Source organism: Rhizobium sp. BK098, assembly GCF_014193155.1.
Lineage (GTDB): Bacteria > Pseudomonadota > Alphaproteobacteria > Rhizobiales > Rhizobiaceae > Rhizobium.
The window spans coordinates 18,728-31,231 of sequence record NZ_JACHYY010000005.1 but is presented as its reverse complement, the minus strand read 5'-3'; the positions used below and the strand labels follow the sequence as shown (position 1 = coordinate 31,231).

The window sequence follows — 12,504 nt, the reverse complement described above, 5'->3', positions numbered from 1 at the left end:
GTTCACAGCGTATTCGTCAAATATCGAGCGCATATTTAATCCGTCGCGAATAGTCGAGCGCACGTAGAACGTGCGTCGGTAATCGCCGTGCCCCCGAGAATTTTATCGCCCTATAGTCGGCTCTGGTTCCGATCTGCGTGTCTTGACTATGCTTGCTGAGTTCGACGATGTTTTCTCTCACCGTAAGAATATTGGCGCCGTGGTCCCACCCACGTTCCAAGGCGACATCAAAGGGGAGGATCATGGTCCGCATCGCCGAGGTAATCGCGCGCGCGCCGTTGCGGGTGACAATGTAGCATGCAGCGGATCCCTGGGGACCGTGCAAACAACGGCCGATCTCATCTCCAGAAATCGTCGTGGTGACCCGCCGGAACCCATGGATTCTGTGGTTGAACAGCTTGACGATGTCTGCGGTCGGCACCGCGGCAAGTATCCGCAAGGTCCGCTCCAGCAAATCGCCGACGATTTCCACGTCATCCTCGATAACGATGGATGCCTCGAATGTGCTGGATAGGAACATGTCCACGGCGCGCAGGTGGCTTCGGTAGCAGCCGTACTCGCCCGGCAGCAATTGTCTACCTCCATGCCTGAAAAAGCTGGCGTGATCGACGTCGACGTAGTCCATGGGAGCGATGTTACGCCCGTCAATGGCGGGAACCCGTGTGATATGAATACCATGGGCGAGCGCCTGCGAGCGGATAGCTTTCCACCTGTCAACACATCTGGCCAGGTTAATGACATAGACACCGAGGCTCTCGGGCAAAAAAACCATTGATCAGTCACCTCTGCTCCCGTCCGTCAATGACAAGGGTTTTGTGCGGGTTCGGGAGGAAAGGTTATCCATTCTTCGCAAGAAGGCATGCTTCAGCAAAAGCCGCGTCAATTGTCGAAGACGACAGATAAAACGTGACGCTTCCAGCCATGCGCGATAGGGCTGAACAGTTGCGTAGCGCCATCGCCGCAAATGATAGGTTCGGCGTTTGGCCTGGATCTGGGACGGCAATCCCGTATCCTGGTTGATCGGCACGGGAAAGACAAAAGCGGCCTTCAGACCCGCCAGATATTCAAGATCGAAGGCAAGATCGAACGGCAAACGCATCGGAACGAGCTTTTCGACAAACCACGCGGCGGCTCGCCGGTTGAGCAAATAGGCGCCCGATCCTTTCTCGCGAGTAAGCGCCACCGCAAGGGAACGTTGGGACGTCAAGTCGGCAAACGGGTATTTGCGACCGCGATTGACCGTCGAAAGCCGCAGGATGTCCCAATCGGCGTTCGCCTCGATTGCGGCCCTCAGGAGCTGTTTCAAGTCGGCGGGAAATTCGAGATCATCCTCCAGTATCAGGGCGAATTCTGACTCCGAGGCAAGCAGGCGCTTTGCGCATTCAATATGGCTAAGGTAGCAGCCCACCTCTGCGAGATTGCCCCTTCTTCCATGCAGCAGCCTATAGGCTCCCTCACGGAAGTCCCTGATGGGCAGTTCAAGCGCTTGCCCGTCGACGGCAGCAACTCGTTCGAACGGCAGTCTTATACCATCGAGCTTATCCTGCATGGCGGACAGCCGATCAGCAGCACGATCGAGATTGATGAGGTAAGTCTTCATGGGAAGATCGCTAAGATCTTTGTCATTCATGCTAGGCGCTCGTTCCGACAAGAATGGTGGCGATTGCGTTTGTCGGAGCGGACATTGTTTGGCCCGGCTTACGGGCGACTTACAGAAACTTGTCAAAAAAGTGAAAATAACCCCCAGGTTAGGTTTCTGGGACAAGTTTAACTGGAGCGCCCAACTCATCACCCAAGCGGGAGTGATACGGAGGCTTCTCTCTCGTTCGCCTGCCGCCGGGATATCGAATTGGATATCGACGCGCGATGCCACAGGATCAAGGCGGGTGCAGCAAACGGATGCGAACAGGCGTGCCTCGAATTCGCCAAGAATAAAGAGGCTTTTGCGCTGCAGTTACGCTATGGATCAACACGAAAGTTTTGGACTGCTTCATGCGCGTGCTGCTCGTTGAAGACAATGCCAAGCTCGCATCGCTGACAAGCGAGGCAATGCGTTCGCATGGTTTTGCCGTCGATTGGGTCAGTTCAGCCAGCGATGCCGAGGAAGCTATGTCCACGATCAGCTATGAGGCGGTCATTCTCGATCTCGGCTTGCCAGATCGTGACGGCCTGTCCTTGCTCGAACCTGTGCGTCGCCGGGCGCCCTCAACGCCTATTCTCATCCTGACGGCACGCGATGCCGCAAGTTCGATTATCGATGCGCTCGACAGCGGTGCCGATGACTATCTCGTCAAGCCCTTCGTTATGGGCGTGCTAATCTCGCGCGTTCGTGCCTTGATGCGTCGCCCAGCCCTACGCCACGATACGATCCTCAGCGAGCGTAACGTCCATCTTGATCTTTCACAGCATGTTGCCAAAGTCGGGGAGACCGAACTGCAGCTCAGTCGCCGCGAGTTCGCCGCGCTGGAATTGTTTCTTCGCAGATTCAACAGGGTCCTCTCCAAGGGCGAGGTCGAGGAGTCGATCTATGGCTTCGGCGAGGAGCTAAGCTCCAACGCCGTCGAGGTTCTCATCCACCGATTGCGTAAAAAGCTCCAGGCTGCGGGTGCTGCGATCGATATCCATAACATGCGAGGCGTCGGCTATATGCTGACGGAGGGACGTTCATGACATTTCGCCGACTGACGCTATTCAGGCGCCTCGTCGTTGCTATGTCTATCGTCGCGCTGGTTGCAGTCTGTGCGAGTGTTCTTTTCTTGTACGTCCGCTTTCAAGCGGCCAACGATGCTTTTCGTGAAGAGACGCTCTCGACTTTCGCGCAAGACATGCAGCGCCAGTTCGCCTCGGATCCGCAACTTACCGGTGGGCCGGCAACTGCCCTGAAAACGCGAATCGAGGAACTGCGCGGCCAATTCGCCATAGTGACCGATACAGGTAGAGTTGTTGCCAGTTCGGAGACGTTGGATCAGCCGCTGGTTCCTGTCTCAAACCAGAAGGTTCGGTACTTTTTGCTCCCGGGTCACGGCAAAGTCAGAGCCCTTTTTGGCATCTCAATGCAGCTTGATGGCACCAATCCCGTGCATTTCGTGCAAATCGCCTTCCCGCGGGAGCACGTTATTTTTGATACCGTATTGGAGGAGTTCGTCACTGATATCGCGTGGATATGGATTCCATTTGTTTGCCTTCTTCTGCTGGTCAACATCCTCGTGCTGAAATTCGCGCTGAAGCCATTGAGCCAGGCGGCGGAAGAGGCGCGGCAAATCGGGCCCTCCAGCATAGCCACGCGGCTGACGGAAACCAGGATGCCGGAGGATGTGCTGGCATTGGTGAGCGCGGTCAACGAGGCGCTTGATCGCTTGCAGGCGGGCTTTCTGTCACTTGAGCAATTTTCGAGCCATCTTGCCCATGAGCTTCGGACGCCGCTTGCGATTATCAAGGCTCGCCTTGCGCTATCGCAAGATGCAATCGCACGGAAAGTCGAGGAGGATTTCGAGGGTGTGGAACGGCTGGTCAGTCAATTGGTCGATCGCGTCAGGATCGGTGGCCTACATTTTGAGGCAAGCGACCGGGTCGATCTTGGCGATATCGGACGGCGGGTAGCAGCATTCCTTGCGCCGGTCATTCTTTCCAAGGGCCGCGACATCGAATTGCAGCCACCCTTAGAGCCCGTCGTGGTTAGCGGCGCGTTCGATTTCATCTTTCGAGCCCTGCGCAATATTATTGAGAATGCACTGAACCATACACCTCCGGGCACGACGATTACGGTGACGATCTTTCGATGCGGCATCACGGTTTCTGATTCCGGCCCAGGATATCCCGCCCGATGGCTCGAGCCGGTGGCGGTCGTCGGCAAACCGGACAGCGGGGCGGGTGGTCTCGGCCTTGGCCTGTCGATCGTGAAGGAGACGATGATTGCTCACGGAGGCGATCTCAAGCTCACCAATTTGCCGGAGGGCGGAGCATCCGCGACAATGGAATTTCCAATCCATCAGAAAGCGATCTGAGAACGGAGCTTTCATGTTCTGCAGAGATCATCTTGGCAGAAAGCTGAGGCTTGGCAGTCGTCGGACCTGCTAATGCAACTCCTTTGCCCGGGCTTACTGAGATTCGGCCTTCCTTAGAATGGCCCCGCCAGTTCCTTGACCTCGATCAATGCTGCAGCCTTTGGCTAGTCCTATCCTTTTCCCGCTAACGGAATTTCAAGGAGACGGTCATGAACGACATTACTCTCAGACAGAATATTCTGGATGAACTGGAATTTGAGCCGAAAGTGGATGCGGCCGAAATTGGTGTGACCGCACGCGACGGCGTCATCACTCTTACCGGACATGTTGGCACATATGCGGAGAAGGACGCCGCCGAGAAAGCCGCGAGACGCGTCAAAGGCGTCCGCGCCATAGCCCAGGAAATAGATGTTCAAATCCTAGGCCCGCGGCGGACAGACGACGACGACATCGCCCGACGGGCAGTCAAAATGGTAGACTGGAATATCTCCATTCCAAAGCAAATGGTGCAGATCCGCGTATGCAAGGGCGTCGTTACGCTTACCGGCAAGGTGGAGTGGCAGTACCAAAAGAATGCCGCCGCCGCCGCTGTCAGGGATCTCGCCGGTGTCATTGGCGTCTCCAATCTCATAGAGGTCGTTCCCAGCATCAGTGCTGATGACATCAAGCGGCGCATCGAGGATGCGCTGGAACGCGATGCGGAATTGGAGGCACACGCAATCCAGGTCGATGTTTCCGGTGGTAAAGTTATCTTGAAGGGCCACGTCAGGACCTTGTTCGAGCGTCGTGCGGCGGAACGTGCCGCGTGGTCGGCGCCGGGCGTCCATGCACTCGATGATCAACTGTCCATCAGCTGATCAACTTTCGATAGAAGGAGGGATGCAAAATCATGAGCACGGATTTCACACGAACGGAAGAAGCGCTGCTTGCGGGTGCCGGATATCCCCTCCCGCACCACCAGGACTGCGATTTTCGCCTCGACAGAGCAGACAGAGACAAATGGGAAATCACAATTGTGTCCCCCCGCGCTCAAGCGTGGGTGCATGATGAATTGTGCAATCCCCTCTGCCAGTGTCTGAGTGATAGCCTCAAGGTAGATATATTGGGTGCGGATCGCTTTCTGAAGCAGGTACATGCCTTGGGGTTTCGAACCGAATTTGTCGGCATCGGCGGCAAGGATCTGTTCTGAGGTGGAGCGATGTATAAGTCGATTGTCTGTGCGGTTGGCCTCGGATCGAAGGAGAAAGCCGAGCATCTGATGCATACGGCTTGCGCGCTTCTCGACACGGAAGGAACGCTTCATCTCGCCCATACGGTCGAGCGATTTCCGTCCCTTGTCAGGCAGGGACCGGATGAGTGGGCAGTCTCTGTCATCGGTGAAGCGGAAGAAAAGCTGTCGCTGCTTTGCAGAGAGCTTTCAGTGCCAGCGCTTGTCCATGTTCGCACCGGTCGGGCCGCCGACACGGTGCTCGCCATTGCGATCGAAACAAAGGCGGATCTGATCGTGGTCGCGGCTCATACCAACGATGTTTTCGATCGGGTATTTGGATCGACCGTCGACCACATTGTCCACCATGCGAAATGCTCCGTTCACATCGATCGGATTCCGTCGGCCCCGAAGCAGTAAATATCCAACTCATTCAGAGGCTGGACTGCGTCGTTGCATTGGCGGCCTGGTCGTACAAGCGTAGGCTAGAGGGCGTATGTTGCGGCCGTTCACGGCCATCGATCTCAAGACATATGGTTTGACCCCAGATATTCCAATCAACGGGATCGTGATCGACGAACCTGTCAAAAGCCTGTCATGAGAAGACGAAAGCGGTCTGCCGAAAAGGTGTGGCCGTGCATTTCGCCGCAATTGTTCCTCTAGATGTCACGGCTCTTAAGAGCTGCTGTTTGGTCGTCGCCGTCAATCATGCGGTTGCAGCCAAAAGTAAACCTTTTTGGAAATCAACGAAAATTGAGCGCTATGACAGAACCGCGAAAATCATCCTCCAAGCTCAATCGCTATATCGGAGCCGGCCTTGTCCTTGCCGTGCTGGCGGGGCCAGCCGTCGCTGCCTCACTTAAAAGTATCATGGGCAGCATGGGCGATAACACCACTTCAGCTAAGGCCGTGCTCGCCAACTTCGACAGCAAAGCCGCCGAGCAGGTCCTGCGGCGCTACGCGGCTGACGCCGAGGCCGCCGACGCCATGTTTGCCAGCCAGAGCAGCGCCAAGGAGAAGGATATCCACGCTCGCTTCAGCAAGATGGCCATGATTGCCGGTACAGCGAGCCAGAAGGCGCAAGACAAAGCCTCGTTTCGTAAGGCATTCGTGGCCGTGGCAGCCGAGTGCAAGTCCTGCCACACGGCTTACAAATAGCCGCTGCAAATCTTCCCGAACAGGAAACTCCACATGAGCGAACAACGATCCGCCTATGAACCCTATTGCGAACCACCCATCGGAAAAGGCGACAAGATTTCACCTGCCAAGAGCGATCTCGTGCGTGCTTGGGACCTTCCCACGCGTCTATTCAAATGGTCGCTCGTCGCATTGATCCTGACGGCCTGGGTCTCGAGTGGCTTCAACGATCCGGACATGACTGTTCACAAAGCGGCGGGTTACGGCGTTCTCGTCCTCTTGGTTTATCGCCTCCTGTGGGGTGTTTTCGGTAGTTCAACCGCGCGGTTTTCCGGTTTCGTACGCTCGCCCGCCGCCGTATGGGCCTACCTAAAGGCGCTGCGGCGCAACCGCGCGGGACACTATCTCGGCCACAATCCGGCCGGCGGCCTGATGGTTATCGGTCTCATCGTCGTTTGCGGTATGCAGGTTTTGCTTGGATTATTCTCCAGTGACGGGGTGACCGCCGCGGGGCCTTTTGCTGGACTGGTAGGGGATGCCGTTTCGAGCTTGGCCGCTTCCGTCCATGCTGCATGGTTCTACTTCGCCATTCTCGTTCTGGCGGGATTGCATATCGTCGCGAACCTCTACTATCAGTTCGTCAAGCGCGAAGACCTTATCGGCGCCATGATCACTGGCCGCAAACAGCGCGAAGCCTACGTCGACCACAATGAGGCGACGGGTGGGTCGCTGCCTGTCGCCGCTGTCTGTCTTCTGATTGCCTTTGGCCTGGTTTATGGCACCGTAACGCTGCTTGGCGGAAGCTTCTTCGCTTCAATCTAGAATTCGTCTTGGTCAAACAGGAGCGTTACGGTTGTAAGATGGCCAGGCTGTACTTCAATCTCCAGCCGCCCCTTATGCAACGCCATGATCCGGCGCACGATCTCAAGGCCAATACCCATGTGATCGGCTTTGAGATCGCCAAACGGGCCTCCCGCCGGAGCGTCAAAAACACCAGCGTCATCCTTGACCGTCAAGCGCGGACCAGGGCCAGCGACAACTTCGATCGCCGCACCTTCGGGGGTATGTTTGACGGCGTTTTCGATGAGATTGCGCAATGCGTCCTCAAGCAGTGGCGCATGACCTTCAACAGAGCCGGCGCCAAGATTGCTGTAGGCAATGGTGTGATTGAGGTCATAGACCAGGGGCGCGATATCCGTGACAACCCAATCGGCCAGCTTGGCCAGATCGACCGGCCGGAACACCGCGCGGTCAGCGCTTTCGAGCCGCCCCAGCGCCGTGATCTGGGCGATAAAGCCCGCCAATGCGTCGAGATCTGCCTCCATCTTGCGAGCACGAGGATGGTCGATGTTGCCAAGTTCCAGCTTCATCATAGCCAGCGGCGTGCGGATCTCATGCGCAACAGCCGTGGTGAACAGACGCTGCGATTTCATGAGCGTACCTATGCGCGCAAGGCTCCGGTTGATGGCAGCGGCAAGATCAGCAATTTCGCGCGGCATGCTGGTCTGGTTGATTAGATGGCTGGGGTCGAGTGGATCGAGATGGCCGGCCTCTCGCGCTGCTTTTGCGACGGGACGCAGGGCCTGGCGGATTGACAATAACGTGCCACCGAGAACGAAGAGCAGCATGATGGCCATTGGGGTGGCGAGATGATCCGCAAACTCACGCCCGATCACCGCCCACATGATGCCGTCGCTGTCGTGCAGGATCGCGATCTCGATAAAAATCTTGTCCCCATGGATTTCATAGGTCTTGCCGCCGGCAACGGCGAGCGGTTTGCCGGCGCTCAGCATTCGAGACCAGAGGTCCGGCGGATTGACCTCATGCGGCAGAAGGTGATTGTCGCAGCGCGCATCGCAGTTCGTATAGAGAATCTGACCGGTTGGTGTGCGGATGCGGGTGATATAGAAGCCACCCTGGACGCCGTAGCGGTCGAGGTCGTGCGGCAACTTGTAGGGCGCTTCGTCATGGCGGCGTTCGAAACCCTTCGACAGCTTTCCGGTTTCACGTTCGATCATCAACGTCGCCAACTGCTCGTTGTCGAAATAATAATCGGCAAAGACGAGTGCGGCCTGCACCGCCATGGCCAGCGCTGCAAAGAGCGCGATGCGCAGCGTGATGATGCGGATCAGCGTTGGCGGCCTAGCAGATCGATCAACCATTTTGGCGCTTTTCCCGCAGCAAATAGCCAATGCCCCGTATTGTTTCGATGCTGATGGGCAAATCGAACGGGGCGAGGCGACGACGCAGGCGGGAGATCGCCAATTCCACGGCGTTGGTCGAGATATCGTCGCCAAATTCGGAGAGCTTGCTTTCGATCAATTGCTTGGGAGTGACCCGGCCCGCGTTGCGAATAAGCAGTTCAAGGACGGACCGCTCGCGCGGTGCGACTGCGAGCGGTTCACCGCCTGCGGCCACCACGCCGTTTGTGGGATCGAAAGATAGGCGGCCAACGACAATGGCTTCGATATAGTGCGGCGCTCTGCGGCGCAGAAGGGCGCGGCAACGCGCGAGCAATTCGATGTGATTGAACGGTTTGACGAGATAGTCATCGGCACCGCCGTCGAGGGCCGCTACGCGATCTTCAATCGAACCGCGCGCCGTGATCACGAGGATCGGTGCGGTAAAACCTTCGCGACGTAGTTCCCGGATAAGATCCAAGCCGTCGCCGTCCGGTAAGCCCAAGTCCACCAGGGCCAAGTCGTAGCTGACAGTTTGTGTTGCCAGCAGCGCGGCGCCTACCGTTGCCGCGCTATCAAGGCGCCAACCCGCCTGATGAACACTTTCGGTCAGCAAATCGCGCAGGCGGGCACTATCTTCGACCAGTAACAAGCGCATACAGACCCCGATTTGCGGTCATAGTGGTTGCGGACCACGACGACAACTTACTAGTGACGCTTCCCGCCGTGCCAGAGCCCACTCTAGACCAATGAACCCCGCGGTTCGACTGGGATCATGCAACAACATCGAAATCAGGACCGTACCGCACAGTGGACGTCTAAATCGGAGGCCCGGATACCCTGACGCACGAATTGCCGAGCTATTTTCCAGGCAACGAAGGCGGATATCCATGAAAGTTGTCATGCCCGAGTCTGACTCAGCCATTCAGGCGCTGGTGGATAGTCGCTTTCAGCCTGAGGTGCGGTGCATGGAATTCATGATGGAGACGGTCCTGGTGAGCGCCTTTCAAGCAGCACCTTGGCCGGGCACAGCAATGTGGCACGGATGGGCTCGGCGGTCGCTGATATCATCGTCGGTATCGATCAAGGGCACCTTGCGGCTCCGCGGAAGGCTGTGGTCTCCACACGAGCGAATAAGGCGACCCCTTACTTGAAGTTTTTCGTGATGGCCGCACGCGCCTCCTCCCGATCAAGCAGCCCATGATTGCTCCGCCTTCCTGAGCATCTATCGTGCCTTCTCAAACCTGCCGCGTTGCCTGCCAGATCCAAGGCTCACCGTACTGCTACTCGGTATCGGCTCGGGCCGGCCGGTGTCGGTCCATCTGTAATGCCGCCGCTGGCCCGTGACCTCAATTGAGGCATGTCAAAGTAGCCATCCAAGTGCCTTGATAAACGTAGTATTCGCAACCTCTTCAGTGAAGTTTGCCTGTGGGGATTGCTGATATTCTCGCGCCCGGGGGGTCACGCTCTATGAAATGGCATGCATCGCATCAGTTTCCCGCGCTGAGGCTCGTCGTGCGCTCCGGCGAGAAGTACAGGGTCATCAAGACCGTCCGGGATGCGGCAGTAACATTGATCTCGGATTGGCCGAGCGACGATGGCGAGGAATATGTTATGGCGATCAGGGCATGCCTTGATGCTCTGAACGACGTCATCCCTCCGGAAGCGGCCAGAGAGGCCCTTATCCGTGCCGCTGCCGAAGAGCGTATCCTTTATATCTCAGTCATCGGATGACGTTGGGTTCGCACAGGGCGTGCGCTCCCACCTCGGCCTATTGATGCAGATCAAGGTCCAAAATCGTCAGAGAACCTACCAATTGATCAGGAATGCAAAGTGGACATTTTCGTTGTTCGCTTTGACTTCGGAACGGCAGATCCGTGACAAGGAGAAGAACATGCGTGCAGCTTTGCTGGTCGCCGCGATAGCCGGCGTTATCTTCGGTGCCTATGCTTACCAATCCAGTGGCTCCGCCAAATCAAAAGAACCAAAGCAACAGTCGTCGACGAATACGGGTAGCACAACCGGCAAACCTAAGCTCGGTTATCCAGATCCCTATATTCCCCCGACGAAGGGCAATGGCTTTTGATTTCTAGCGCCAATCAGAGGATGAAATAATGTCAAAATGTAACCCGACTGTCGTGGTCAAACGTCGGCGCCCGCGTGCGCCGCGATTGGCCTCGAGCCCATCGAAGACTTTAGGCTCTCTTCCACCAGTCGGTTCTCCCTCGAATATGCAAAACCCGCCAACTCGTCGCGTGCTGCATCTCTCCGGAGTTTCCTCCCGCGACGTGACGACTTAATTTTCATGGCCGAATGCCCGCGTCCAGGCTTCCGACGGGGCCTAAACGCCCTGTCGGCCTTTGGATCTCCCACAAAAGGCGCCGCAATCTGCACAGCCGGCGACCGATTTCCAATGTGCACGGATTAAGAACGCCGTCGATGCAGACATCCGCGACCGCCTCAGGCGTCCCGCCGCTGCTCATCATTGAGTTTTCTTTCAATAATTATGCAGAAGATGCTCGCTGCGCAGTTATCTCATCCGTCTCAGCAAAGCTGGCTGGATGGAATATCCCGGATCAACACCGGCGCGAATGCCGTTGGCAGCACGATTGCTATTCGCAGTGACAAATCGAAACATGAGTTTGCCGCTTTCCGCTATAACCCGACGTCGGTGGCCGAGATAGTCAGCGGCGGTTTACACATTTTCAAATCTCAGGAGCGAGTCTCCAGGCATGGGGAGGGGCCTGGTAATTCACCCGCTGACACGGTGCCAACCTGAGCAGAATTGTATATGAGGCCGTACTTAACCTGCGTCACACGTAGATCGCGGTACCAGTTGACGAGATCGCCCCAAGGGTCATTTATCTTTGAAAGACCAGACACGAAGGCGACGACTGTCCCGATCTCGGTCTTCCCGGTAACCACGAAATAACCGCCCAGTGCGAAGATGCCTGCGTAACCCATCTGTGTCATCAGATTCATCATGAAATTCATCGTGAACTTGATTTTGTAGATGCTCATGTTGATCCGGAAGACATCTCCGATACGCGACGCCTGATGGCCATCAGTATCAATTGCGTGCCCCATTTGGACGATGTCCTCGCTGACATTGCGCATGATGCCGATCCTTTTTCCGACGCGGCGGTTGATCGCTGCCTGCATGATCGGGACAAAACCACTTTGCGGAAGAAAGATCGTGATGACGATGATCGTAATGAGTGGCTGCAGATAGACCAGATAGCCGCAAACAGCTGTCAATATGCCGATCTGCAACAGAGGCTCCGAGATACTTGTGCCGACGAAGCCACCGACAGGTTCGGCTTCGGCCAAGATGATCGAGAGTTGGACACCTTCGCTGGTCATCATGGAGTCGCCCGTCACCGATGCTCGTGATGCCTCGAATACCTGCAAGCGCAGCCATCGGACGGCCGCTTCTCCGATCCAACTGCTGTAGATATTGAGCACAAGTTTCACGGCTCCCTCGGTCAGGGCCAAAAGGACGTATATCAACACCAGCAAGGCGATCGTTCGATAGGAGCCATTCTCCGTTGCCGCATTCACGATCCGTCGCTGTACCTCCAGCGGTATGGTTCCCGCTGTAAAGAGCACGATGGATAGGATTGCGGTGGCCAGCTGATGCCACCCCGATGCCCGAAAAACGAAGCCATATAGCGTTCGGGGAAGAATGATTTCCTTCGGGAACGGGTGTGATAGAGCCGCCTTCGCACCGCGAAATGTTTTCAGGATGGTCATTGCGTTGCTGATTTCTCAAGCGCCGGCTGTCGCCCGGTGCCGGCAATCGGTTTCACCCACAAAATGCCAATGATCGTCGCGATCATGACGATCAATATGATCAGCAATAGCTTTTGCACGGATGCCCTCCTGACGTGGCAAACAATTTGCCCAGCCCTCAAACGCTTTCATGTTCTCGCTGTGCGCGCGTTGATTCGGGTCAAAGCCGGGGCATCATTTGTGT

At 56.5% G+C, this 12,504-nt stretch carries 15 protein-coding genes; 8 read left to right on the top strand and 7 right to left on the bottom strand.

The window, feature by feature from the left end; translation table 11 throughout:
• Positions 1 to 16 precede the first annotated feature (16 nt).
• Positions 17 to 772: a glycosyltransferase family 25 protein gene (locus FHT73_RS14680; RefSeq protein WP_183712506.1), complete on the bottom strand. Its 756-nt coding sequence runs from the start codon at positions 770 to 772 to the stop codon at positions 17 to 19.
• A gap of 3 nt (positions 773 to 775) precedes the next feature.
• Positions 776 to 1,630, bottom strand: coding sequence for a glycosyltransferase family 25 protein (locus tag FHT73_RS14675; RefSeq protein ID WP_112606540.1), 855 nt, complete (start codon positions 1,628 to 1,630; stop codon positions 776 to 778).
• 362 nt (positions 1,631 to 1,992) lie between these two features.
• Here FHT73_RS14675 and FHT73_RS14670 point away from each other — a divergent pair, with 362 nt between their 5' ends.
• The 3 genes from FHT73_RS14670 to FHT73_RS14660 all read left to right on the top strand — a co-directional run bounded on the left by FHT73_RS14670 (position 1,993) and on the right by FHT73_RS14660 (position 4,861).
• Entirely contained in the window at positions 1,993 to 2,670 is a 678-nt protein-coding gene (locus tag FHT73_RS14670) for a response regulator transcription factor (protein WP_112338813.1), read from the top strand.
• A complete protein-coding gene (locus tag FHT73_RS14665) occupies positions 2,667 to 4,004 on the top strand; it encodes an ATP-binding protein (protein WP_183712504.1) in 1,338 nt (445 codons plus the stop codon). The genes FHT73_RS14670 and FHT73_RS14665 overlap by 4 nt, the downstream gene beginning before the upstream one ends.
• Before the next feature lie 209 nt (positions 4,005 to 4,213).
• A complete protein-coding gene (locus FHT73_RS14660) occupies positions 4,214 to 4,861 on the top strand; it encodes a BON domain-containing protein (RefSeq protein ID WP_112398059.1) in 648 nt (215 codons plus the stop codon).
• Here the strand turns inward: FHT73_RS14660 and FHT73_RS29355 are convergent.
• Positions 4,843 to 5,316, bottom strand: a complete 474-nt coding sequence (locus tag FHT73_RS29355; protein WP_184353624.1) for a hypothetical protein — start codon at positions 5,314 to 5,316, stop codon at positions 4,843 to 4,845. The two genes, FHT73_RS14660 and FHT73_RS29355, sit on opposite strands and share 19 nt — an antisense overlap.
• On the opposite strand from FHT73_RS29355, the gene FHT73_RS14650 reads away from it, so the two are divergent.
• The 3 genes from FHT73_RS14650 (at position 5,203) to FHT73_RS14640 (ending at position 7,170) form a co-directional block, all read left to right on the top strand.
• Positions 5,203 to 5,631: a universal stress protein gene (locus FHT73_RS14650; RefSeq protein ID WP_112398057.1), complete on the top strand. Its 429-nt coding sequence runs from the start codon at positions 5,203 to 5,205 to the stop codon at positions 5,629 to 5,631. The two genes, FHT73_RS29355 and FHT73_RS14650, sit on opposite strands and share 114 nt — an antisense overlap.
• A 342-nt stretch (positions 5,632 to 5,973) precedes the next feature.
• Positions 5,974 to 6,369: a cytochrome c gene (locus FHT73_RS14645; RefSeq protein WP_162711639.1), complete on the top strand. Its 396-nt coding sequence runs from the start codon at positions 5,974 to 5,976 to the stop codon at positions 6,367 to 6,369.
• 33 nt (positions 6,370 to 6,402) lie between these two features.
• A complete protein-coding gene (locus FHT73_RS14640) occupies positions 6,403 to 7,170 on the top strand; it encodes a cytochrome b/b6 domain-containing protein (RefSeq protein WP_112606532.1) in 768 nt (255 codons plus the stop codon).
• On the opposite strand, the gene FHT73_RS14635 is transcribed toward FHT73_RS14640, so the two are convergent.
• Together FHT73_RS14635 and FHT73_RS14630 are read right to left on the bottom strand one after the other, a co-directional pair.
• Positions 7,167 to 8,510 (bottom strand): HAMP domain-containing sensor histidine kinase, encoded by a 1,344-nt coding sequence (locus FHT73_RS14635; RefSeq protein WP_112606530.1) that lies wholly within the window; start codon positions 8,508 to 8,510, stop codon positions 7,167 to 7,169. The two genes, FHT73_RS14640 and FHT73_RS14635, sit on opposite strands and share 4 nt — an antisense overlap.
• Entirely contained in the window at positions 8,503 to 9,186 is a 684-nt protein-coding gene (locus tag FHT73_RS14630; protein WP_112606528.1) for a response regulator transcription factor, read from the bottom strand. The genes FHT73_RS14635 and FHT73_RS14630 overlap by 8 nt, the downstream gene beginning before the upstream one ends.
• 812 nt (positions 9,187 to 9,998) lie before the next feature.
• Here FHT73_RS14630 and FHT73_RS14625 point away from each other — a divergent pair.
• Both FHT73_RS14625 and FHT73_RS14620 read left to right on the top strand, forming a co-directional pair.
• Positions 9,999 to 10,262 carry a DUF982 domain-containing protein gene (locus FHT73_RS14625; RefSeq protein WP_112606526.1) on the top strand — a complete coding sequence of 88 codons (264 nt, stop codon included), beginning with the start codon at positions 9,999 to 10,001 and terminating at the stop codon, positions 10,260 to 10,262.
• A 160-nt stretch (positions 10,263 to 10,422) separates the two neighbouring features.
• On the top strand, positions 10,423 to 10,614 hold the full coding sequence (locus FHT73_RS14620; protein ID WP_112606524.1) for a hypothetical protein: 192 nt from the start codon (positions 10,423 to 10,425) through the stop codon (positions 10,612 to 10,614).
• Positions 10,615 to 11,240: 626 nt separating this feature from the next.
• Here the strand turns inward: FHT73_RS14620 and FHT73_RS14615 are convergent.
• Both FHT73_RS14615 and FHT73_RS29720 read right to left on the bottom strand, forming a co-directional pair.
• Entirely contained in the window at positions 11,241 to 12,281 is a 1,041-nt protein-coding gene (locus FHT73_RS14615) for an ABC transporter ATP-binding protein (RefSeq protein WP_183712502.1), read from the bottom strand.
• A complete protein-coding gene (locus FHT73_RS29720; protein WP_281409872.1) occupies positions 12,278 to 12,400 on the bottom strand; it encodes a hypothetical protein in 123 nt (40 codons plus the stop codon). Before FHT73_RS29720 ends, FHT73_RS14615 begins: the two co-directional genes overlap by 4 nt.
• Positions 12,401 to 12,504 lie beyond the last annotated feature (104 nt).